The sequence below is a fragment of the Pseudoalteromonas sp. PAB 2.2 genome (assembly GCF_001938575.1).
Taxonomy (GTDB): domain Bacteria; phylum Pseudomonadota; class Gammaproteobacteria; order Enterobacterales; family Alteromonadaceae; genus Pseudoalteromonas; species Pseudoalteromonas lipolytica.
This window is the reverse complement of the sequence record NZ_LYPI01000019.1, coordinates 19,522-40,681: the sequence shown is the minus strand read 5'-3', so window position 1 is coordinate 40,681 and position 21,160 is coordinate 19,522. Positions and strand designations below refer to the sequence as shown.

Below are 21,160 nucleotides of genomic sequence, written 5' to 3'. Positions count from 1 at the left end.
CTGTCAGGTGAAATAAACTCAGCGCTGAATTATTCGGGTTCAAGCTAAGTTGGTGGGCTTTAAATGGTTATTTTAGTGATTTTACTGCTTGCTCAATTTTGGAGTGAAGCGTATTAAGTTGTTCGTCGTTTAAAAGCTCTACACCAGCAACATTCTCTAAAATTAAACCAATGTGTTCGCCAATATCATCGTTATGGATATCTGATTCATTTATCATTTCAGCGATCTGGTTGATTTGTTTCTGCGTTAGCATAGTGCCTCCTTGTTAGTATTAATTAACTTTCTTGCACCTTCTCGCAATAGACAACGGGAGCACAGTAAAAAGGCGTCATCTAAATAACGAAATTTGCCGTTGCCAACAATAGGTTAATCGCTGGATGGTTATTGGGTCTTAATTAACCAACAGGTGAAGTAATGAGTCAATCAACACTAACAAAACTGATATGTACCACCCGTCCTATTATTCCTGCTATCCAGCCAATTCAAGTTAAACGCGAAAAACTGATTGCTCGTTTAAACGAACAATGTGCTATGGTTGCTTGCTTATTGGAAAATGAGGTGTATACCGCTTATAAAGAGGTTCGGATAACCGATGGTATTACCGGAGAGAAGAAACGAGTAAAGCAACCTAAGAAGCTAAGACAGTGGTTCTATCAAGTGAATGATATTTGGTTCTTTGAAATAAAGTATGGCAACAAGTCATTGGAATTACAGAAAGGCAAAGTTGCGATTGAAGTGGGTAAGCAAGAAAATTTACTAACAACAATCGACACCTTAATTCAGGCTGTTGAAAAAGGAGAGTTAGATACTCAGCTAAAAGCCGTTACTGGACCAAGAAAAGCAAAGGTCTAGGCGTGGCTATATTACGTGAAATAAGCTGTGTCTATACCTTTAGGGAAGTAGATGATGACATTTTGAATGTAACACTTGATAGTCCAAAGAAGGTCTATCAAGTGTTTAAGCATTTGAAACATGAAACCAAAGAGCGTTTTATCGTGGTAAACTTGAACAGCCAGCATCAAATCATCAATTATGAAGTTATAGCGATTGGCACGGTAAATCAGATATCACTTCGTCCGGCTGAAGTATTGAGAACAGCCATTTTAATTAACGCACCAGCGATTATTCTAATTCATAACCATCCATCAGGTGATCCAAAACCAAGTCAGCAAGATTTTCATTTTACCGAACAAATTAAACAAGCCGCAAAGATGTTCAGTATCGATGTGCTTGACCATGTTGTTATTGGATATGAGCGTTTTGATAGAGCTGTCAGAGATTAAGCCCTGTTAAAATCAGGGTTTCAACCAAATTCATAGTTACCAAAAAATTACACGAATTTCGTTACTAGGGGCGATCCCCAATCAAACGTGGCTACTTTTTAAAATGAAATTTAGGGAAAATCTAGGTGGTCCTAGTTGACCTTGGTCGGGATTGGCGACTTATCTGGTAAAACAGAAAATAGTGAGAAGTTATTCACCATCTAGCCCACGTATTTAGTGGAGATGGTGGCCCCACCCTGACTTGAACAGGGGACCTGCCGATTATGAGTCGGATGCTCTAACCAACTGAGCTATGGGGCCACATTTTTAAAGCTTGGACTTGCTTTTCTACTCTTACCACTTAAACCCGCTCATTATGAGTCGTGTGCTCTAACCAACTGAGCTAAGGGGCCATTGTATTAGCCGAAGCTAATTTTTTGTGATGCGTTTAGGATGTTAAGTCTCTAAAGCGGGTTGCAGTATAAAAACTTTTTTTAACCTTGTCACTAGCAAAACTCTTTATTTTAACAATCAGTAAACTAACTGCTCAAATAGTAAACTTTTCGGTTTTTCAGTTACCTTAAAGCATGCCACTTAGTTTGTAGCCTCCGACATTGTTCTAGATCAAATAGCAAAATGCCTAAACTCGCTAAAATGGCCTCTTAATCAATTGCGGAGTGCTGACTGTGATAAATTTACCTAGCTGGGATCAATCTCTGATCAACAAGTACAATATTTCTGGACCACGATATACCTCTTACCCGACGGCATTGTCTCTTGTTGATGGTTACAACCAACAAAGTATGATTGACGCGATTACGGCATCTAAAAGCCGCTCTTTGTCGCTGTATATCCATATCCCTTTTTGCAGCCAGCTTTGTTATTACTGTGGCTGTAATAAGGTTATTACACGTCACCAATCAAAAGCGGATATCTATTTAGATAACTTGGCAATTGAAATTGCTGAACAAGCCACCTTATTTGCTGATTACCATGTTGAACAACTTCATTTAGGCGGCGGAACCCCTACCTTTTTATCTGCGCAGCAAATGAGCCGTTTAATGGCTTTAGTTGAACACCATTTTAATTTTGCCGATGACGCTGAGCGCGGTATCGAAATTGATCCACGTTCGCTGGCGGATGGCATGCTTCCGCACTTGCGCCAACTTGGTTTTAATCGCGTATCGTTTGGTATCCAAGATTTTAACGACGAAGTGCAGCTTGCGGTTAATCGCCCGCAGAGTGTGGACTCTGTAAAAGGTTTAATTAGTGAAGCGCGTGAGCTTGGCTTTAAATCAATAAACGCCGACATGATTTATGGCTTACCGCTACAAACGCCTGAGAGCTTTAAAGAAACGATTGATCAACTTATAGCATTGAATCCTGACCGAGTATCGGTATTTAATTACGCACACTTACCAGAACGATTTGCGGCTCAGCGGAAAATTAAGGATGCGGATTTACCTTCTGCGGGCGATAAGCTCACGATGTTTAAAAATACGCTAGAACAAATGTTAGCGGCTGGCTATCAATTTATTGGTATGGACCACTTTGCTCGTAAGGATAATGAACTCGCTATTGCGCAAAATGAGGGCAAATTACATCGCAATTTTCAAGGCTATACCACGCATGGTCAATGTGATTTACTTGGTTTAGGCGTGTCGTCTATTTCGCAGATTGGTAATGCTATTTTACAGAATGAAAAAGAACTGAAGCATTATTACAAAGCAGTTCAAGAAAACGCTGGTAGTGCGTTGTGTAAAGGCATTATGCTCACCGATGATGACATTTTACGTGCCGCGGTTATTAAGCAGTTAATTTGTCAGTTTGAACTTGATATGCCGGCTGTTGAACAGCAATTTAATATCGACTTTAACGAGTATTTTAGTGATGCATTACGTGCACTTGCCCCCCTACTTGCTGATGGCTTAATAAAAGTAAGCGACAATAAAATTACGGTTACAGCGAGAGGCAATTTGTTTATTCGTATTATTTGTATGTGCTTTGATGCGCACTTACAACAACAAATCAAACAAACACGTTTTTCGCGGGTTATTTGATATATCAATCATGCTCATACAAAAAAGCAGAGCTTTGAAGGCTCTGCTTTTTTATGTTGAAAGCTAGTTAAATACGACGTTTTCACTGCCTGGCGCGGCTTTAAACTCGTCTATTAACTTAACACAGTCCGCTTTAATTTCATCGCTGTGTTGCTCTTCAGCACGCCAACGCGTGGAATCCATCTTGAAGACCTCTTTTTTTGAGTACTTCTTACGTGCATCATGCGTTGGCATGTCTTTTACGACATTGTACATTTTATAAATGCCAGGGTAGCGTTCGCGTAAATCAAACTCTTCTGCGAAGCTGTATTGAGAAATAAGAACCCAAATACGTAAGCAACCTTCTGAAAATTCACACTGCTCTTCATTCATTGCACGCGCAATTAAATGAATGCTGTCCGCTAACTTAGCATTTCGAGTCGCTTTTGACGCGGCAAGCTTTTGCTCATGCTCAGCTTGTTTTTTTGCGATAAGCTTATTTTGAGCATTTACCTTGTATAGTAATTGCCCTGCATAAAAAGCCAGTCCTGCGATAATTGCCGCCCCAATAACAATGGCAATAATCAAGGTTGTGCTCATCTATCATCCTCATCTTCGTCATCGTACCATTCATTTGCTAAGTCATCAGATAGGTACTTATCGAAATCAGAGCCGCCTTCAACATCAAAGTCATCTTCAAAGTCGTCTTCGTAGTCATCATCTTCGTCTTCGATTCCTAGCAGCTCACACAATGCTTGGTGACGAGCGATACGGCTATTGAAGTACTTCGCATCTTTGCCAGTCAATAACTCGCCACGCTCATGGCGTTCAACCAACTTTAATAAACGCTCATCATTTTCTAACGCTTCAAGCTCTTGCTCTGGTGTTAGCTCTGGCTCTGACACTTTTTTCAATTCAACCATTGGTTGTAAATTACGTTTCATTTCGACTTTAGGATCAGCCTTGACCGCCACTAATGAAACCGGTTTTTTACTACCAACACGCTTATCTTGCGATTGATTGTTTGTAGCAGCTTTATCACCCTTTTGAGCATCTGGCGCATTACGTGAACCAGGCTTAGCCCCTTTGGTTTTCTTAACTCGCTGCTCTTTTAGTGCGCGCATCTCTCTAAGCTTTTCCTTACTTAGACGTACTGGACCATTTGATGGAATTTTACGCGACTTTTTCTTTCTACTCATATATTGATCATCTCACTTAAGAGGTTGTGCACAACACCTTAATGGCATTGTAATGCTGGCATAACCAGAAGAATTCGGTGTGCGGATGAGGTTGGTCAACTTGACGAACTGCGCACTTTTCATACTTATAGTACAAACGGTGGCTATTGTAACAGGACAAATAAAAAGGCGGTAGAGAAAACATCTCTACCGCCTACTAATCTGAGCGCCAATTAACTGGACACTTCTCCCTTCGACTTTTTAGTCTTTATTATTTTTATTATTATTGTTTTTCCATTTTGTTGTTATTTTTACCTTCCATGTAGCATTCCATTTTGTTTTTATTATTAAACTTCCATGAGCTTTTATTATTCTCGGTCAATCCTGACACTTTTTTGTTATTTCCTTTAGGACACTAATCAGTGTCTTCCCCTAAAGATTTGCCGCAGTCACTTTCCTTATTACATTGTCCATGTTGTTTTGCTGTCTCAGCGACAGTGGTTAATTTACCCATTAATAATTTTGTTACAACTAATTTATATAATTTTTCTTACAACGAAGAGTTTGTAACAATATAATCTTAAATAATAACAAAGACTTACATAAAATGAAGAAATAAAAATAAGACTTAGCTTACAGTTGGATATGGTCAATGTCTCACAAGAAAGTAGGAAATTACGGCATGCTGCAAATGTAAAAAAAGCAGCTTGCGCTGCTTTTTTGTAAACTGTCTAAATTATAATGCTAGTAATTTAAGCTAGCAATCAGACTTTAGTGTAAGCCACCTAAGTATTTTGAAAGTACTTCGATGTCTTTGTCTGTTAGTTTTTTAGCAATGTCTTGCATCATGCCATTTAAGTCGTTATTGCGCGTACCATCACGGAACTTTTCAAGTTGCGACTTAATGTATTCAGGATGCTGAAACGAAACTTTAGGGAATTTAGCAAGCGATGTGCCGTTACCACGCGGACCGTGACACGCTGCACAAGCTGGGATTCCACGCTCTGCATCACCGGCTTTATAAAGCTGTTGACCAACTTCAACAACATCTTTAGGTGTTACACCCTCAGACATGTTTAATGAAGAGAAGTAAGCTGCTAGGTCTTTCATATCTTGATCGCTAAGCGGCATAGCCATACCACTCATTACAGGGTCCATACGGCCCTCTTTGCCACCCGATGTCATACCTAGTTTAAACTCTTGTAGTTGTTTATAGATATAATCTGCGTGTTGACCTGCAATCTTAGGGTAGATATTAACCGGCGCATTACCGTCTGGGCCGTGACAGGCCGCACACGTTGCCGATTTTTCTTTACCTGCGTTTACATCGCCATCAAATGCTGTTGCGTTGCTTGCTGACAACGCACCAAGCAATATAGTTAAAGATAGTGCTATTTTTTTCATGGTGAATTCTCTGTTTCCGACCCTGTATCATCTACAATATGGATGTTGTGATTTCTATATTCTACACGATAATAAATTCTCTGGCACGTTTTCTGCCCACATTAAGCTTATAATTTATAGGGATTTGACTTAGATTAAGTTTCTACCTAGCAATTTTCCTTGTTCAAAGCCAAGTTAGCACGCTTAAATACGCTTTTGAATGCTGCTTTAATAGTATAAAATACGTGCCTTGAGTGGTTTTCGACCACTGACTGTTATTATTTATAAAAGATTAGGAGAGCCTGTGCTCAAATCTCGTATCAAATACAATACTGCGTCCTTTGTTACCAGCGCACCTGATATCTCTCGTTTACCTGCTGATACGGGGATTGAAGTCGCGTTCGCCGGTCGTTCAAACGCCGGTAAATCAAGTGCTCTTAACACCTTAACAGACCAAAAGTTAGCACGTACCTCAAAAACACCTGGTCGTACGCAACTTATAAACACCTTTGAGCTCGATGCCGACAAGCGCCTAATCGATTTACCGGGATACGGTTTTGCGAAAGTCCCCATTGAAATGAAAAAGAAATGGCAAAAATCATTAGGTGAATATTTACAAAAACGCCAAAGCCTTAAAGGCATTGTTGTGTTAATGGATATTCGTCACCCACTTAAAGATTTAGACCGCGACTTAATCGACTGGGCGGTCGGGAGTGAAATTCCGGTTCTTGCGTTACTCACTAAAGCCGACAAACTAAAGCAAGGTGCACGCAAAGCGCAAGTTTTACAAGTTCGTCGTGAACTAAGCAGCTTAGAGGGCGATATTACAGTTCATGCCTTTTCATCATTGAAAGGGACAGGCTTACCTGAAGTTGCTAAAAAGCTAGACGAATGGTTCTTAGGGCCTATTGAAATGCAAGAAGCAGAGTCTGAATCAGAATCGGATCAACAACCAGACGCTTAAGTTATTAAGCCAAGTAGTAGTGCTTGGACAATGACTCAATGAAATAGCCATCCTCATCAGAGCTGGCTATTTCAGCCCACTGATAATACACATTCCTCGATACTCTGGCAGCCAGTCCATGCGGCAATTTAAGGTATGGTACCGTCACGTTTTCAAATTCACGCAGTTGCAGTGGCTGACACGGAGTGACTAACCAAGTGCGCTGTAAATTATCAATACAACACAACGCGTTTCCTTGCTCTGTTTCTTCAAAGCGCCAATCTACGATAATAAAAGGCACATCGGCCACGGTGATAGCCATTTTCTCGACAGGCGTTTTTAGATAATAGCTGTCTGCTTCTTTGCAAAGAACAGAGGCAAACAGCTTAACCATCGCTTCTCGTTTTATTTCACTGCCCGCGAAGAACCACACGCCATGCACATCAATGCTAATTGGCAACTGACCACAATGGGTTGGTTGCCACTTATCAAATGGTTTGTCTGGCTGTGCAAGTGCGGTTTCTAGCTCAGCAAGTGACTGCATTACTTTTCTTTATCAAGAGTCAGTGAAAATGTAACCGGAACGGCAGTAGCAATTGACGGTAAACCAGCCAGTTTTTGTAATTCAGCAATACCTTCAGTCACTTTAAAATCAGCAGCATTAATAATCACGGGCGTAAACGATGACACAGTTACATCACCCGTTGGCGACATATTAGCAAGTACATCAAGTGTTAGTTCTTTCTTATTACCATGAAAATCTAGTTCAGCTTTAAGACCTTTTAATACATGCTGCCCAGGCACGAGCTTTGATAAAGCTTGGCTTAAATCAGCTGTTAATACGGCATTAGGAAACTGGGCTGTTTCAAACAGGAGCTTAGTCATGCGCTCGTTACGGATGGGGATCAGCGTTTCAACAGACGTCAGGTCGATCATTAACTTAAATTGACCTTGCTCGTTTAAGGTTCCTGATACGTTTTTAAAATGATGAGCTTCAGCGATTGCGTTTTTCTTTATTGAAACAAAGCTTACATTGCTTTGTTCATTATTAACTTGCCAATTAGCACTCGCCAATGGGGCAACAAATAAACTTGATAATGATAAGGCTGTAATAGCCAAAGATTTAAACATAACGCATTCCTTCGAAAGTAATTAAGAATCACTTTGATGGTATCACCTGCGCTAATTTGTGCAATGAATTGTATGATAAGAACAAGAAAAAACGGCTCACTCAATAAAGAGTGAGCCGGTATAGCAAACTGGGGAGAAGCTATCAATACGTTGCATCTTTTCAGATGCATCATCAACAGGATGTCCTACAGGATGAGGACGGCGCGGACTTTAGCAAATACCCACCTAAAAATAAATTAAATATGCAGCAAAAGACCATTAATTGATAAACATATAACGAAACTCTAAAACCGTCTTTTCTTGTTAACCTCAAGTTTACAAAACAAGTGCTCGTTCAACTGGCATAAGAGGTCATTTTTAATGGAACACACGCTCACTTTGTATGATCAAAATAACTGTGTGGTGAAGATTCAAAGTGCTCGTTTTACGTTTTGGCGGGTTAAAACATGGGCGGTATTAATGTGCAGGTTATCCTCATTGCCGAATACCCAGCATTAAGCAAGATATTCGGCATAAAATCAGCAAAACTAGTGAGCTTGCTGCCAGTTATCCCCACTGTCTGCTTCAACAATAAGGGGGACATCAAGGGTCGCAGCTTCTGACATCAGCTTACAGATTTCAGCTTTGAACTCATCAACACACTCTTCTTTAATTTCAAACACTAATTCATCGTGTACCTGCATAAGTAGCTTCACTGCGCCTTCGGCTTGGGCATTTACCCACTGATGCACTTTAAGCATTGCTTTTTTAATAATATCGGCGGCAGTGCCTTGCATTGGCGCGTTAATAGCAGCACGTTCTGCCGCTTTACGTCGTGCGCCATTACGCGCATTGATCTCAGGTAAATGTAAGCGTCGACCAAAAATGGTTTCTACATACCCTTTATCCGCCGCTTTTTGACGCGTCGTTTCCATGTATTCAAGTACACCAGGGAAACGCTCAAAGTACTTATCAATATAGTGCTGTGCTTCGTGGCGAGGCACATCTAATTGACGAGATAAACCAAATGCCGACATACCGTAAATTAAGCCAAAATTGACAGCTTTCGCTTTACGACGCATATCGCTGGTGACGTCCTCAAGACTAACACCAAAGACCTCTGCCGCTGTTGCACTGTGTACGTCTAAGCCATTGGCAAAGGCGGTCAGTAAGCCTTTATCTTGCGATAAATGCGCCATAATACGTAATTCAATTTGGCTGTAATCGGCAGCCACAATTTTATGGCCCGCAGCCGCAATAAATGCTTCACGGATACGACGCCCTTCTTCCGAGCGGATCGGAATATTTTGTAAATTAGGATCTGTTGAACTTAAACGCCCTGTTGCCGTTACCGCTTGATGATACGAGGTATGTACGCGTTTGGTACGCTCATTCACCATTAATGGCAGCTTATCTGTGTAAGTTGATTTCAACTTTGATAAACCACGATGCTCAATGATTACTTTAGGTAAAGGATAATCATGCGCCAGCTCTTGCAATACTTCTTCTGCTGTAGATGGCGCCCCTTTTGGCGTTTTTTTAATTACTGGCAGTTCAAGCTTCTCAAATAAAATTGCTTGTAGTTGTTTAGGTGAGCCTAAGTTAAACTTTTCACCCGCCATGTCATATGCTTCTTGTTCAAGCTCGAGTAAACGTTCACCCAATCGCTGGCTATGCGCAGCTAACATGGTACTGTCAATCGCGACACCAGTACGCTCAATATCTGAAAGTACAGAGACAAGCGGTAACTCAATCTCTTCAAATACTGATTTAAGTTGGCTATCAGCTTCAATCTTCGGCCACAACACCTCGTGTAAGCGTAATGTAATATCAGCGTCTTCAGCAGCATATGGCGCTGCTTTTTCAAGTTCAATTTGATTAAAAGTCAGCTGCTTTTTGCCTTTTCCAGCAATCTCTTCAAAACTGATATTTTTATGCCCTAGGTATTTAAGTGCTAACGAGTCCATATCATGACGACTGCCCACACTATTGAATACATACGACTCCAACATCGTGTCGTATTTTATACCGTTTAATTCAAACCCAGCATTAGCCAGTACACTTTTATCGTATTTTAGGTTTTGCCCCACTTTCGCTTTGCGCTCGTCGGCTAAAATTGGGCCAATTTTTGCCATTACCGTGTCGAGTGTTAATTGTTCTGGCGCATCGGGATAATCGTGAGCAACCGGAATATACGCCGCTTCGCCGGCCTTAACCGCAAAGCTCATACCAACTAATTGTGCCTGCATGTAATCAAGGCTGGTTGTTTCGGTATCAAAGGCAAATAACTCAGCCTCATTTAACTGCTTAACTAGCGTATCAAGTTGTTGCTCAGTAAGAATGGTTTCGTAATGAGCATCACTCACTTGTGGCAATTCATTTTCTTCGGTTGGTACATCTAAATGTGTATCTGCGTCTTTCGGGTTATCGAGTAATTCAGCTAACCAGCGACGGAACTCGCACTCACCGTATAAAGCAATTAACTCATCTCGATTAGGCTCTTGTAACTTGAAGCTTTCTAGGTCAGATTCAACCTCTACATCACATTTTATCGTTGCCAGTTCGTAACTCAGTGGTAAATGATCAAGCGCAGCTGCCAGCTTTTCGCCTATTTTGCCTTTGATCTCACCGGCATGATCGATTACGCCTTGTAACGAGCCATACTTTTGTAACCATTTCACCGCAGTTTTAGGGCCGCAACCATCAACGCCAGGAATGTTATCAACCTTGTCGCCCATCAGCGCTAAGTAGTCGATGATCAATTCAGGGCCTACACCAAACTTTTCAACCACCGTGTCAGGGTCTGAAATACTATCGGTCATGGTGTTAATAAGTGTGACGTGCTCATTCACAAGCTGCGCCATATCTTTATCACCTGTAGAGATCAACACATGGCGTTGTTGCTCAGAAGCAATGCGTGCAAATGTACCAATAACATCGTCAGCCTCGACCCCTTCAATACTAATAAGCGGAAAACCCATCGCCTTAATAATATTATGAAGTGGTGCTATTTGTGTGCGTAAGTCATCCGGCATAGGTGGACGATTCGCTTTATATTCACTGTACATATCATTTCTAAAGGTTTTACCTTTGGCATCAAACACCACCACCATATGCGACGGATCATATTGTCTGATTAGACTCTTAAGCATATTAACGACGCCATAAATAGCCCCTGTAGCCTCTCCTTTCGAGTTTGTTAGGTGAGGAGGTGAATGATATGCGCGGAATAAATAGGAAGAACCATCAACAAGAATAAGTGGATTTTCAGGGATCTGAGCCATGGTGAAATTGGATCCTAAATGAATAACAATAAATTGATTGTAAGCATGCCATAAGGCTATGAAGAAAACGACTGTGAATTATTGAGCAGTAACACATTCATAAATAGCAAGCTGTGGATAACTTTGTAGATAAAACCCACGAGCAATTCTCCCAAAATGTAAAAACATTTAGGAATTTTCTGTAAGCACATGTTTTGATTTAAAAAAGATAATACGAGGTTCTTTTTTTATTATTTTTATCCGATGTGGAAAACGGTTTTAGCTACTCATGTCCATTGCTTGCTTAACGATGAATAAATATCCCTTTTCATAACCGGAGGAGTATTCTAGCACAATGGATCAAAGATCATAGCGATCCTTTATACTTTTTTGTACGTTTGTATTTTATAAAAAGGCATAAACAGCAATTTACCAAGCGTCTCGAGCAGTCGACCCAGAAAACTTTTTTATTTTGTCGACTGACACGCATAATTGATACACTAACCAAAGTTGCATTAAGGAGGAATATCTAATGAAAAAAGTGGCTGTAATTTTAGCGGGTTGCGGTGTTTACGATGGCGCAGAAATCAATGAAGCAGTATTAACTTTGCTACACATAGCCAAAGCAGGTGCACGCTATCAATGTTTTGCTCCTGACATTGAGCAACTGCATACCATTAACCACTTAACCGGTGAAGAGATGACGCCAAATCGTAATGTTTTAGTGGAAGCAGCACGTATTGCGCGTGGCGAAATAAAAGCTATCACAGAACTAAACGTGAATGAATTTGACGCACTCATCATACCCGGCGGCTTTGGTGCGGCAAAAAACTTATCTGACTTTGCTGTAAAAGGCGCAGATGCTCAAGTACAAGATGATGTACTCCATGCGTGTACTGCGTTTGTTAAAGCAAATAAAGCAGCGGGATATATGTGTATTGCACCTGCCATGCTGCCACTTATTTATGGCCAAGGCGTAAAAACAACCATTGGTAACGACCAAGATACCGCAGCGGCTATTCAACAACTAGGCGGCGATCACCAGTGCTGTGCCGTTGACGACATTGTTGTAGATGAACAACATAAAGTGGTTACAACCCCTGCATATATGCTTGCGCAAAGCATTTTAGAGGCTGATGCTGGGATTGAAAAATTAGTCAGTAAAGTATTAGAACTGGCATAATAACACTGTAGCGATTCAGCACATAAAGCTGATTTTTATTGCGCTGGAGCAAAAAATGGCTTTTTTTATCAAGAAAAAGCCTTTCAGATCATTTTATAAATTGTGGCTTAGCGTTATAATCGTTCTAATTTCCGTCAGATATCGTGATTGATCACGTTCAAATCGAAGTGAGCAAGGCAAAATGAAAAAACTATCAGCTGCATTATTACTGCTAGCAACAACGGCATACGCACAAGCGTATGACAACTCTTTGACTGAAGACGCAATTAAGAAGCGTCTAGCGCCAATTGGTTCTGTATATCTAGAAGGTGATAAAGCTGCTGCGGCTGCTGAACCTACTGGTCCTCGTTCTGGCGAGCAGGTGTATCAAGCATCATGTTTCGCTTGTCACGGTACTGGCGCATTAGGCGCACCTAAATCAGCTGATGATTGGGCTCCTCGTATCGCTAAAGGCAAAGACACTTTACTTAATCACGCCTTAAATGGTTTCAATGCAATGCCTCCTAAAGGTACGTGTATGGACTGTTCTGATGAAGAAATCAGTGCTGCTATCGACTTTATGACAAGCAAATAACAGTTATAAACACATAATACGAAGGGCTTAATTTATTAGGCCCTTTTTTTATGCCTGAAACACACACGAAAATAATAATTTAGTACTAGTAACATTGTCTATATAACCCCTTAATTAGCCTATCTGCTACTTGACGATCTACGAAAAAAGTGGAACTATAAAGAACAATATTTAAACAATAATAAAAACTGGTTCTAAATCATTGGAAGATTCAGCAACACACATTGATAAGCTAGTCCGTAGAAATGCTCGCTTAAAATCGCTTATACAAAAATATAAGCAATCTCATCACTTGCAACATGCTCTATTACAGTTATCAGAGCAAGCAAGCACTGTTGCCGAATTAACCCTTCTTTACCCCGCTATTCACGATATATTGCAAAGCTTTATCCCAAGTAAAAGCTTTTACGTTGTGCTGCACAACCCTGTGAACGATCTTTTAGAACTGTCGTATTTTGCAGACGAAAAAGATGGGCTTTCTGTTCCCTTAAAATACGATCAACACTTCAAAGAGGGGTTAACTGGTCATGTATTCAAACATGGTAAAACCAGCTACTTTACTAAAGAACAAACCCAACAAGCTGTTGAAAAGGGTCAATTTAAAGCTTTAGGGACCCCCGCAGAGCACTGGGTTGGCGTACCGGTCTATCGTGATAAAACCATCATTGGCGTGATGGTGGCGCAGAGCTACGATAAAGCGCAAAGCTATTCTGAGCAGCAAATTGAACTGTTAGAAGTGATGTCACTTTACCTTGCAACTGCTATAGAACGCGTTAAAAAGCGCGAACTTCTTGAGTCCGAAGTCAAAATTCGCACCCGCGCACTGACGCAAAGTAACCAGGCACTCAATGAAGAAATATTACACCGAAAAAAAGCATTAGAACGACAGCAAATACTGTTTAAGATCTCTGAGCTTGCAACACTGAGTGAAAATCTAGAAGACGTATATCAGCATGTACACAAAATAATAAAAACCATTACGTACGCAGATAACTTATATATTGCGCTGTATGACCAACAATCTCACTGGCTAAGCTTTCCTTACTGCGTTGATGAATACAGCGATAATGCCGAACCTCGGCCATTTGCTAAAGGCTACAGTGAGTTGGTACTGAGTACCGAAAAATGCCAAGTGATTGATGCAAAGCGCGCGAAAAGCCTCATAAAACTGGGTGTCATAGAAAGGCCTAGAGATATTCCGCCCGAAGAATCTGCCACCAGCTGGTTAGGAGCGCCACTAAAGACATCACAAGGGGTAATTGGCTTAATTGTTTGCCAAGCATATAACAATAAACATGAATTTAGCCAAGATGATTGTGAACTCATCACCTTCGTTTCACACCAAATCGCCAATGTAATCCAAGCCCATTTAGCTAACCAAGAACTTAAGCAAAGCCACCAAAAGCTTGAACATCGCGTTGCTGAAAAGACCAAAGAATTGCGCCAAGCCAATATGCACTTACAAATGCAAATGGAAGAGCGTAAAAAAATTGAACAACAGTTATATCACGATGCACATCATGACTCGCTCACCAGCTTACCGAATCGAAGCTTGTTCTTAACACAGCTTGAAAAAACGCTGCAGCATTATCAACGCTATCCAGAGCAACAATTTGCAGTGCTGTTTATCGACTTAGATAAATTTAAAGATATTAACGATCAATTAGGTCACCAAGCTGGGGATCAGTTTTTAATTAGTGTCGCAGAATCATTTTCTCACTGTATTCGAGAACATGATTTACTTGCACGATTAGGCGGCGATGAGTTTGTTGTTTTGCTCACGCATTTAACAGAGCCGCAGCAAGCAGAAGATGTTGCAAAACGCATTATTGAAATCATGAAGAAACCTTTCTGCATGAAAGGTCAATGTATTCAAAGCGGTGCAAGTATAGGGATTACCTACTCAAAAACGAGTTACAAGCACACCGATGAGATTATTCGTGATGCTGATGCGGCCATGTATTATGCTAAAAACGCAGGGCGCAACCGCTTTGAGTGTTTTCATCCTTTACTCAATGCGACGACCTCACAGCATGAAGCTGAAAATATGCATCACCTTGATGATTTACCAATGCATTTTAGAAGCTCAGAAATCATTACGCTTGACGAGTCAGCACATGCTGAGTCGCTATTAGAGGCGTTTGGAGAACACCCTGTACTTGGCAGTACCAGCTTTGAAGTACTCAAGAAGTTTGCCACTGATCGTATTCAGCATTTCGAAGTTGAGCTGAGTTTACTCAAACAAGCTTTTTCATTAGCCGCCCAAACAAAGTTACAAAAGGTGTTATTTCCATGCTCAGGATTAGTGCTTGAACGCATCAACTTTAAAGCGCTATGTCACCTTCTCAAAGCGCATGATGCTAAAAAGATATGTTTATTATTTAATGAACAAGAAATTCGTTATGCATCGGCTGTACAAATAGAAAACCTAAAAAGTCTTGTGGCACAAGGATTCTCGATAGGTTTGAATGAGTTTGCAAAAGATCGCTGTGAATTGAACTTACTGACCGAATTTAAGTTCGATTACTTATTATTAAGCTCAACTTTCAGTAAGCGTGTGCTACAACAAGAAAACTATCATTTACAGCTTCAAGGTGTACTGGCTATTACCCATATTCAAAACATTCAAGTCATAGCCAAAGGCCCATCGATTTTTAATTACCGTACCCTGTTAGATAAACACGGCTTATCGCTGTTTATTGGCAAACAGCATGCACTTGCGCCCTTCAATAAAGAGACGACAAGCACACACTCGACAATACCGCTTGATTTAAATATTTAAACATGTGCATTGAGCATAACGGCGTTACTTTTTAAGCATGGCACGCAAGTTAGCAACACGTGCTTGACCTTTTTCCATTCGCTCTGCTTGAGAAGAAGGCGGTTTCTTTGCTTCAAAGGCCAAATCATCCTGTGGTAACTCCTGCACAAAACGACTCAGCTCTGTATCCGATGTTTCACCAAACTGACGGCGCAGCTTAGCGTATGTCATAACCAACTCTTGCTGGGCTCGTGTGATACCTACGTAAGCAAGACGACGTTCTTCTTCAACGTTATCTTCGTCGATGCTCACTTGATGAGGTAATAACCCTTCTTCCATTCCCACCATAAATACATACGGGTATTCCAAGCCTTTTGAAGCATGCAAAGTCAGGAGCTGTACCGCATCAGATTCATCTTCTTCTTCATTGCGCTCAAGCATATCGCGCAGCGTTAACTTGCTCACCACTTCTGCTAAATTCAACGGGGGGTTATCGGCATCACCGGTCAGCATATCGGTGATCCAACGATATAACTCCGACACATTCTTCATACGCATTTCTGCGGCTTTTGCGCTAGGCGATGACTCGTAAAGATACGCTTCGTAATTAATTTGCCTGACCAGTTCTTTTACCGCTTCGAGCGTGTCACCCCGCACTGCATTATCAGACAGTTCAACCACCCAACGAGCAAACCCTGCTAACGCATTAAAGCCCCGCCCTTTTAAACGATGTGCAAGTTCAGGCTCAAAGCAGGCAGCAAATAAACTAATGTGCTTTTCGTTGGCAAGTGTGCCTAATTTTTCGAGAGTGACGGTACCTATTTCTCGTCGTGGGGTATTCACGATACGTAAAAATGCATTGTCGTCGTCTTGATTAACCAACAAGCGTAAATACGCCATGATATCTTTAATTTCTGAACGTGAGAAAAACGACATTCCGCCACTAATTTTATATGGGATACGGTTACTCATCAGCGCTTTTTCGAATACGCGCGCTTGGTGATTCCCCCGATATAAAATGGCGTAATCTTTATAGCTGGTCCGCTTCATGAACTTATGCGAAATGATCTCTGCAACAACGCGTTCAGATTCATGCTCTTCGTCACGACAGCCAATGACTTTAATCGGTTCACCATAACCTAGTTCACTGAACAGTTTTTTATCAAACTCATGCGGATTATTAGCAATAAGAATATTGGCTGCTTTAAGAATACGCCCTGCACTTCGGTAGTTTTGTTCAAGTTTAATTAAACGCAAACCCGGAAAGTCTTTACTCAATAACACCAGATTTTGTGGTTTAGCACCACGCCACGAATAAATTGATTGGTCATCATCTCCCACCACCGTAAAGCGAGCACGTTCACCCACTAATAACTTAACCAATTGATACTGGCTCGTATTCGTATCTTGATACTCATCCACCAGCAAATAACGAAAACGCTGTTGCCAACGCTCACGTGCTGTCGCATTTTGTCCCAGTAGCAAGGTGGGGATCATGATCAGATCATCAAAATCGAGGGCATTATAAGCTCGTAGTTGATTTTGATAGCGGGCATACAACTGGGCAAACAGTGCTTTTTGTGGCTCACGCGCTTCACGAATCGCCCGTTCGGGTAAAATAAGCTCGTTCTTCCAACTGCCTATCTGCATTTTTAACAGGTTTAATAAGTCTTTGTCTTTTTTTAGTTCGTCTTCTGTAAGCTCGATTAATAATTGATTAGTATCTTGATCATCAAACAATGAGAATCCTGGCTTAAAGCCTAATGTGGTTAATTCTTTTTTGATGATCTCAAGACCTAAGGTATGAAATGTCGAAACCCATAACCCTTTAGACTCTTGCTTACCAAGCGTTTGTGCAACACGCTCGCGCATCTCTTTTGCCGCTTTATTAGTAAAGGTAACGGCTGCTATGTTACGTGCTTGATACTCACACTTTTGCACCAAGTAAGCGATTTTGTTGGTAATTACACGCGTTTTACCTGAGCCTGCGCCAGCTAATACCAAACACGGTCCACTGATATACTTTACCGCTTCATCTTGTTTTGGGTTGAGTTTCATAAGCCCCTAAGAAATTATCCAAAGACAGAACCGGCAATTTTACCGTAATCACTACACTACGCCTAGCCAATAAGGTAAGATTGTTTTTTTACGTGACTCAAGGGACGAAGATGATCAACCCAGCAAAACTTGAAGAAATCGCAAAGCAAATCACTGATAACATGCCACAAGGCGTGAAAAACCTTGCCGACACCATTGAAGGTAAAACGAAGCAAGCTATCCAAAACAAACTTGCTGAGATGGACTTTGTAAGCCGTGATGAGTTTGATATTCAAAGCCAAGTACTTATTCGAACTCGTGAAAAACTCACGGAGCTAGAAGAAAAGGTTGCCTTACTTGAACAGCAACTTGCTAGCAAACAAGACGAACAATAAAAAAGGTGAGCTACTTAGCTCACCTTTTTTCTATCCATTTAAGTCTTAACTTTTCTCTGCAATACGTTCGAAAACACGTTTTACCGCAGTACCGTATGTCTCTGTGGCTTCTTCTGCACAGGTCACCACGGATTCAAGGTCATTTAAATGACCATTTGCTAAACCATACACCCAACCATGAATCGTAAGTTCTTGGCCTTTCGCCCACGCATCTTGCACGATATTCGTACGGCACACGTTACGTACTTGCTCAATTACATTGAGTTCAATCAGGCTGTTTAAACGTTCTTTTTCTGGTAATGCGTTTAACTGTTCGATGTGTTTTTCTTTTACATCACCAACATGACGTAGCCAGTTATCAATTAAGCCAAAGCGTGCTTCATTTAAAACCGCTTGAACACCCCCACAGCCATAGTGTCCAACGACCATAATGTGCTTAACTTTAAGTACTTCAACCGCGTACTGCATGACTGATAAACAGTTATGGTCAGTATGCACAACCACATTTGCAACGTTACGGTGTACAAATAACTCACCCGGTAATAAATCAACTATCTCATTAGCGGGTACACGTGAGTCCGAACAGCCAATCCACAAGTACTCGGGATTTTGTTGCATTGATAGAATTTTAAAAAACTCAGGATCACTTTCACTCGTACGCGCAGCCCAACGTCTATTATTTTCGAATAAATTTTTTAACTTTCTCATTGCGCCTCTTTACGATTTTTAATAATTAGCTTGGATCAAGATATTCCTTGGTGTGAGCTGTTTTTCACAAAACGTACTTACTGATACCTGATAGCCTTGTTGTTGCAAATATAAAGCACGATCGAGCACGAGCCAAACTTCAATTGCTCTTCTGAACACATGTCGGATGAGTTCAATGCGTTCTGTGACCCTTTTACGCTGCTTACCTATCTCTAAAAATGCATTGTAATCAATATCATCTGGTATATGTAGTGACTTTTTATCAGCTGCCCACAAACAAAATGACCTAAATGAATCAGAAAATACCGCTTTATTCACGGAAGGCACACTCACATAGTGCTGAACACCGGTAATTGATTTACGTAATGCATCAAAACCAAGTCGCCACTCGACTTCTGTTTTTCTCACTTTATCAACCCGACTTGGTGCGGTCACGGTTTCTTGCAAGGCCAGCTTTAAATCGCGATGGGTTAGCGTCAATTGACTATGCTGTGCATGCTCACTCATTGCTTGGTAGGCATCGTCGGTAAATAAGTGATAACAACAGGGTGAAAAGCTTATCTGCTGGGTTTTGGCCCGACTTGCCTGCTGCATAAATGTTTGGTGTAAACGACCACATGCATGTAAAGCGACGGCATGTTGCTCTGTTTTAAAAAATGCATCGGTGTTATCCGTTAATACATTCGCTTGTGAAAACTGCATGGCTAATTGTTGCTGCTTAGCACTATGAGCTCCCTGCTCACACAGGTGCTCTTGTAGTTCAATACTGTGTACCGAGGGTGCGCCACTAAATGCCAGCATCCGCCCTAAGTGTCCTTTGCCTGCACACCACTCTAAAACAGGGTGTTGCTGTGAATTTTGGCTGATCGCTGCAACAAAATCTTGTAACTGCTCAAACTTGCGTCCTTTGATGCCATTACTGATCCAAAATGGAAACTCATTCCTTGGCAACTTTGTTGTGGGCAGTTCGCATAAGGCATTAAGTTCATCAACACCGTCTATAGCATCGCAAAAGTATTGATATAAAGCATGCTGGTCGGCATCAAGTTCACTCACTTGGCTGTCATCAATCGCCCATAATAAAGACGTTAATTCAGGCCATGGAATATCATCAAAGTCAAATGCCGTGCATTGCCAGTATTGGCGAGTTGAATAAAGCAGTGTATCTAAAGCAGCAAAGTGCTGGGCAAGTGTCATAACTACAAAAACGACAAAAAATAAAAGTGAGTATAACAGTTTTTAAGAGGTTTAACGCCTTCCATTGCTTATTAGACCAATGTACAAAGGAACACATGCAATGCTCAATATTATCGCTAAAATAAGCATCCAAGATAACTCTATGCCCTCGCTTTGCTGTTGATCATACATAAACCCTGAAAATGCATGATCAAATTCGTCTTGATCGATGTTGTAAAGGTCAGCGATAAGTCGCCATTTAGCCATCGACATGCCCCCCAACTTGCTGCCCGGTGGCTGAATATAGTTAGCGAGTACATCGGCTTCATAAGCAAGTTCCTGCATACTTTTGTGCGGGGCATAATCACGCTGAGTGACATTAATACTCTCATTCATATTATGCAGTGCATAACGCCATCCCTTTAAACTTGCTTGATAAAAACGCTCAACTATATCCGGTTTATTTTTAAGCATAGCCTGCGAGGTATATAAAATATCGCCATACACATTCAGGCCAAATTTTTGTGGACAAATTAATCGGTGCCCAACACCACGCAGTGTTAAAGTATACGGCTCATTAGTTACATACACTTGCACGGCATCAAGTTCGCCAGCTAACCACTGCTCTATTCCGCCTTTTTGGCTTGCAGCCATTAAACTTTGATAATCAAGCCCCGCCCTTTGCAGCATGACTAACAACTCTGCGTTTTCAAGTGAGCTAATTTTACTGAGTTTTTTACCCGCAAAATCACGCGGCTGGAAAATATCAGAGTTATTTTTAACCATCCAACAATAGGGGGAGAACTGCAGCATAGCCGCTAAGGCAACCACGGGGGCACCTTGCACACGTTGTTGCAAAATACCAGAATGCGTAATAGCAAAGTCGGCTTGACCATTTAACACCTGATCAAACGTGTTAGGGTTGTTAGGATCTGCGGGTAAAATAGTGACATCAAGTCCAGCGTCTTTATAAAAGCCTTTTTTTGCTGCCATGTAATAGCCAGCGAACTGGAATTGATGAGTCCATTTTAGTTGCAAGGTCACCTTGTCAGAGCCATTGGCACTTATGCTTAGCATTAAACAGAGTAACCCTAAGTAATAACGCATTCCTCGCACGCATCATCCTTGCTTTACAATCGTGCAATAAC

The 21,160-nt window shown here is 41.1% G+C and carries 19 protein-coding genes and 1 tRNA gene; 8 read left to right on the top strand and 12 right to left on the bottom strand.

The genetic code is table 11. From position 1 onward, the window contains the following. Positions 1–67 precede the first annotated feature (67 nt). Complete coding sequence (locus tag BWD47_RS16510; RefSeq protein ID WP_054552849.1) at positions 68–253, bottom strand: hypothetical protein; 186 nt, start codon at positions 251–253, stop codon at positions 68–70. Between the two features lie 161 nt (positions 254–414). Between BWD47_RS16510 and BWD47_RS16505 the strand changes: the two genes are divergently transcribed. Beyond that, on the top strand, positions 415–852 hold the full coding sequence (locus BWD47_RS16505; RefSeq protein ID WP_054552850.1) for a DUF6641 family protein: 438 nt from the start codon (positions 415–417) through the stop codon (positions 850–852). A gap of 2 nt (positions 853–854) precedes the next feature. Then, entirely contained in the window at positions 855–1,283 is a 429-nt protein-coding gene (locus tag BWD47_RS16500; RefSeq protein WP_054552851.1) for a RadC family protein, read from the top strand. 223 nt (positions 1,284–1,506) lie between these two features. On the opposite strand, the gene BWD47_RS16495 is transcribed toward BWD47_RS16500, so the two are convergent. Beyond that, positions 1,507–1,583, bottom strand: a tRNA-Ile gene (locus BWD47_RS16495). Positions 1,584–1,948: 365 nt separating this feature from the next. On the opposite strand from BWD47_RS16495, the gene hemN reads away from it, so the two are divergent. After that, on the top strand, positions 1,949–3,322 hold the full coding sequence (hemN, locus tag BWD47_RS16490) for an oxygen-independent coproporphyrinogen III oxidase (protein ID WP_075594323.1): 1,374 nt from the start codon (positions 1,949–1,951) through the stop codon (positions 3,320–3,322). 63 nt (positions 3,323–3,385) lie between these two features. Here hemN and BWD47_RS16485 read toward each other — a convergent pair whose 3' ends face one another. The 3 genes from BWD47_RS16485 to BWD47_RS16475 form a co-directional block, all read right to left on the bottom strand. Continuing rightward, positions 3,386–3,901 (bottom strand): DUF2489 domain-containing protein, encoded by a 516-nt coding sequence (locus BWD47_RS16485; RefSeq protein ID WP_036971469.1) that lies wholly within the window; start codon positions 3,899–3,901, stop codon positions 3,386–3,388. Continuing rightward, positions 3,898–4,500, bottom strand: a complete 603-nt coding sequence (gene yihI, locus BWD47_RS16480; RefSeq protein ID WP_036971473.1) for a Der GTPase-activating protein YihI — start codon at positions 4,498–4,500, stop codon at positions 3,898–3,900. The genes BWD47_RS16485 and yihI overlap by 4 nt, the downstream gene beginning before the upstream one ends. A 750-nt stretch (positions 4,501–5,250) precedes the next feature. After that, on the bottom strand, positions 5,251–5,883 hold the full coding sequence (locus BWD47_RS16475; protein WP_036971475.1) for a cytochrome c: 633 nt from the start codon (positions 5,881–5,883) through the stop codon (positions 5,251–5,253). A 283-nt stretch (positions 5,884–6,166) separates the two neighbouring features. On the opposite strand from BWD47_RS16475, the gene yihA reads away from it, so the two are divergent. Next, a complete protein-coding gene (gene yihA / locus BWD47_RS16470) occupies positions 6,167–6,826 on the top strand; it encodes a ribosome biogenesis GTP-binding protein YihA/YsxC (RefSeq protein WP_065978240.1) in 660 nt (219 codons plus the stop codon). A 4-nt stretch (positions 6,827–6,830) separates the two neighbouring features. Here the strand turns inward: yihA and BWD47_RS16465 are convergent, their stop codons facing one another. The 3 genes from BWD47_RS16465 to polA form a co-directional block, all read right to left on the bottom strand. Continuing rightward, positions 6,831–7,349 (bottom strand): DUF1285 domain-containing protein, encoded by a 519-nt coding sequence (locus BWD47_RS16465; RefSeq protein ID WP_075594322.1) that lies wholly within the window; start codon positions 7,347–7,349, stop codon positions 6,831–6,833. Further along, on the bottom strand, positions 7,349–7,936 hold the full coding sequence (locus BWD47_RS16460) for a YceI family protein (protein WP_075594321.1): 588 nt from the start codon (positions 7,934–7,936) through the stop codon (positions 7,349–7,351). Before BWD47_RS16460 ends, BWD47_RS16465 begins: the two co-directional genes overlap by 1 nt. A 527-nt stretch (positions 7,937–8,463) precedes the next feature. Then, a complete protein-coding gene (gene polA, locus BWD47_RS16455; protein WP_075594320.1) occupies positions 8,464–11,199 on the bottom strand; it encodes a DNA polymerase I in 2,736 nt (911 codons plus the stop codon). A 511-nt stretch (positions 11,200–11,710) separates the two neighbouring features. On the opposite strand from polA, the gene elbB reads away from it, so the two are divergent. The 3 genes from elbB (at position 11,711) to BWD47_RS16440 (ending at position 15,717) form a co-directional block, all read left to right on the top strand. After that, positions 11,711–12,361, top strand: coding sequence for an isoprenoid biosynthesis glyoxalase ElbB (gene elbB / locus BWD47_RS16450; protein ID WP_075594319.1), 651 nt, complete (start codon positions 11,711–11,713; stop codon positions 12,359–12,361). A 181-nt stretch (positions 12,362–12,542) separates the two neighbouring features. Next, entirely contained in the window at positions 12,543–12,935 is a 393-nt protein-coding gene (locus BWD47_RS16445) for a cytochrome c5 family protein (protein WP_065978244.1), read from the top strand. Positions 12,936–13,137: 202 nt separating this feature from the next. Beyond that, a complete protein-coding gene (locus BWD47_RS16440) occupies positions 13,138–15,717 on the top strand; it encodes a diguanylate cyclase domain-containing protein (RefSeq protein ID WP_036971496.1) in 2,580 nt (859 codons plus the stop codon). A 24-nt stretch (positions 15,718–15,741) separates the two neighbouring features. Here the strand turns inward: BWD47_RS16440 and rep are convergent, their stop codons facing one another. Next, entirely contained in the window at positions 15,742–17,754 is a 2,013-nt protein-coding gene (rep, locus tag BWD47_RS16435) for a DNA helicase Rep (RefSeq protein WP_065978246.1), read from the bottom strand. Positions 17,755–17,864: 110 nt separating this feature from the next. On the opposite strand from rep, the gene BWD47_RS16430 reads away from it, so the two are divergent. Next, the gene (locus BWD47_RS16430; protein WP_036971505.1) at positions 17,865–18,128 is read left to right on the top strand and encodes an accessory factor UbiK family protein; all 264 of its coding nucleotides are present in this window, start codon (positions 17,865–17,867) and stop codon (positions 18,126–18,128) included. 45 nt (positions 18,129–18,173) lie between these two features. On the opposite strand, the gene can is transcribed toward BWD47_RS16430, so the two are convergent. From can to BWD47_RS16415, 3 genes are read right to left on the bottom strand one after another with little or no spacing between them, the layout of a single operon-like run. Further along, the gene (gene can / locus BWD47_RS16425) at positions 18,174–18,836 is read right to left on the bottom strand and encodes a carbonate dehydratase (RefSeq protein WP_036971509.1); all 663 of its coding nucleotides are present in this window, start codon (positions 18,834–18,836) and stop codon (positions 18,174–18,176) included. Positions 18,837–18,854: 18 nt separating this feature from the next. Further along, positions 18,855–20,033, bottom strand: a complete 1,179-nt coding sequence (locus BWD47_RS16420) for a methyltransferase (protein ID WP_036971512.1) — start codon at positions 20,031–20,033, stop codon at positions 18,855–18,857. Positions 20,034–20,084: 51 nt separating this feature from the next. Beyond that, complete coding sequence (locus BWD47_RS16415; protein ID WP_230236836.1) at positions 20,085–21,119, bottom strand: ABC transporter substrate-binding protein; 1,035 nt, start codon at positions 21,117–21,119, stop codon at positions 20,085–20,087. Between the last annotated feature and the right edge of the window lie 41 nt (positions 21,120–21,160).

Coding starts and splice junctions, on each gene's coding strand:
- BWD47_RS16510 (WP_054552849.1), bottom strand. CDS start 253: ATGCTAACGCAGAAACAAATCAACCAGATCGCTGAAATGATAAATGAA.
- BWD47_RS16505 (WP_054552850.1), top strand. CDS start 415: ATGAGTCAATCAACACTAACAAAACTGATATGTACCACCCGTCCTATT.
- BWD47_RS16485 (WP_036971469.1), bottom strand. CDS start 3,901: ATGAGCACAACCTTGATTATTGCCATTGTTATTGGGGCGGCAATTATC.
- yihI (WP_036971473.1), bottom strand. CDS start 4,500: ATGAGTAGAAAGAAAAAGTCGCGTAAAATTCCATCAAATGGTCCAGTA.
- BWD47_RS16475 (WP_036971475.1), bottom strand. CDS start 5,883: ATGAAAAAAATAGCACTATCTTTAACTATATTGCTTGGTGCGTTGTCA.
- BWD47_RS16465 (WP_075594322.1), bottom strand. CDS start 7,349: ATGCAGTCACTTGCTGAGCTAGAAACCGCACTTGCACAGCCAGACAAA.
- BWD47_RS16460 (WP_075594321.1), bottom strand. CDS start 7,936: ATGTTTAAATCTTTGGCTATTACAGCCTTATCATTATCAAGTTTATTT.
- polA (WP_075594320.1), bottom strand. CDS start 11,199: ATGGCTCAGATCCCTGAAAATCCACTTATTCTTGTTGATGGTTCTTCC.
- elbB (WP_075594319.1), top strand. CDS start 11,711: ATGAAAAAAGTGGCTGTAATTTTAGCGGGTTGCGGTGTTTACGATGGC.
- BWD47_RS16445 (WP_065978244.1), top strand. CDS start 12,543: ATGAAAAAACTATCAGCTGCATTATTACTGCTAGCAACAACGGCATAC.
- rep (WP_065978246.1), bottom strand. CDS start 17,754: ATGAAACTCAACCCAAAACAAGATGAAGCGGTAAAGTATATCAGTGGA.
- BWD47_RS16430 (WP_036971505.1), top strand. CDS start 17,865: ATGATCAACCCAGCAAAACTTGAAGAAATCGCAAAGCAAATCACTGAT.
- can (WP_036971509.1), bottom strand. CDS start 18,836: ATGAGAAAGTTAAAAAATTTATTCGAAAATAATAGACGTTGGGCTGCG.
- BWD47_RS16420 (WP_036971512.1), bottom strand. CDS start 20,033: ATGACACTTGCCCAGCACTTTGCTGCTTTAGATACACTGCTTTATTCA.
- BWD47_RS16415 (WP_230236836.1), bottom strand. CDS start 21,119: ATGCGTTATTACTTAGGGTTACTCTGTTTAATGCTAAGCATAAGTGCC.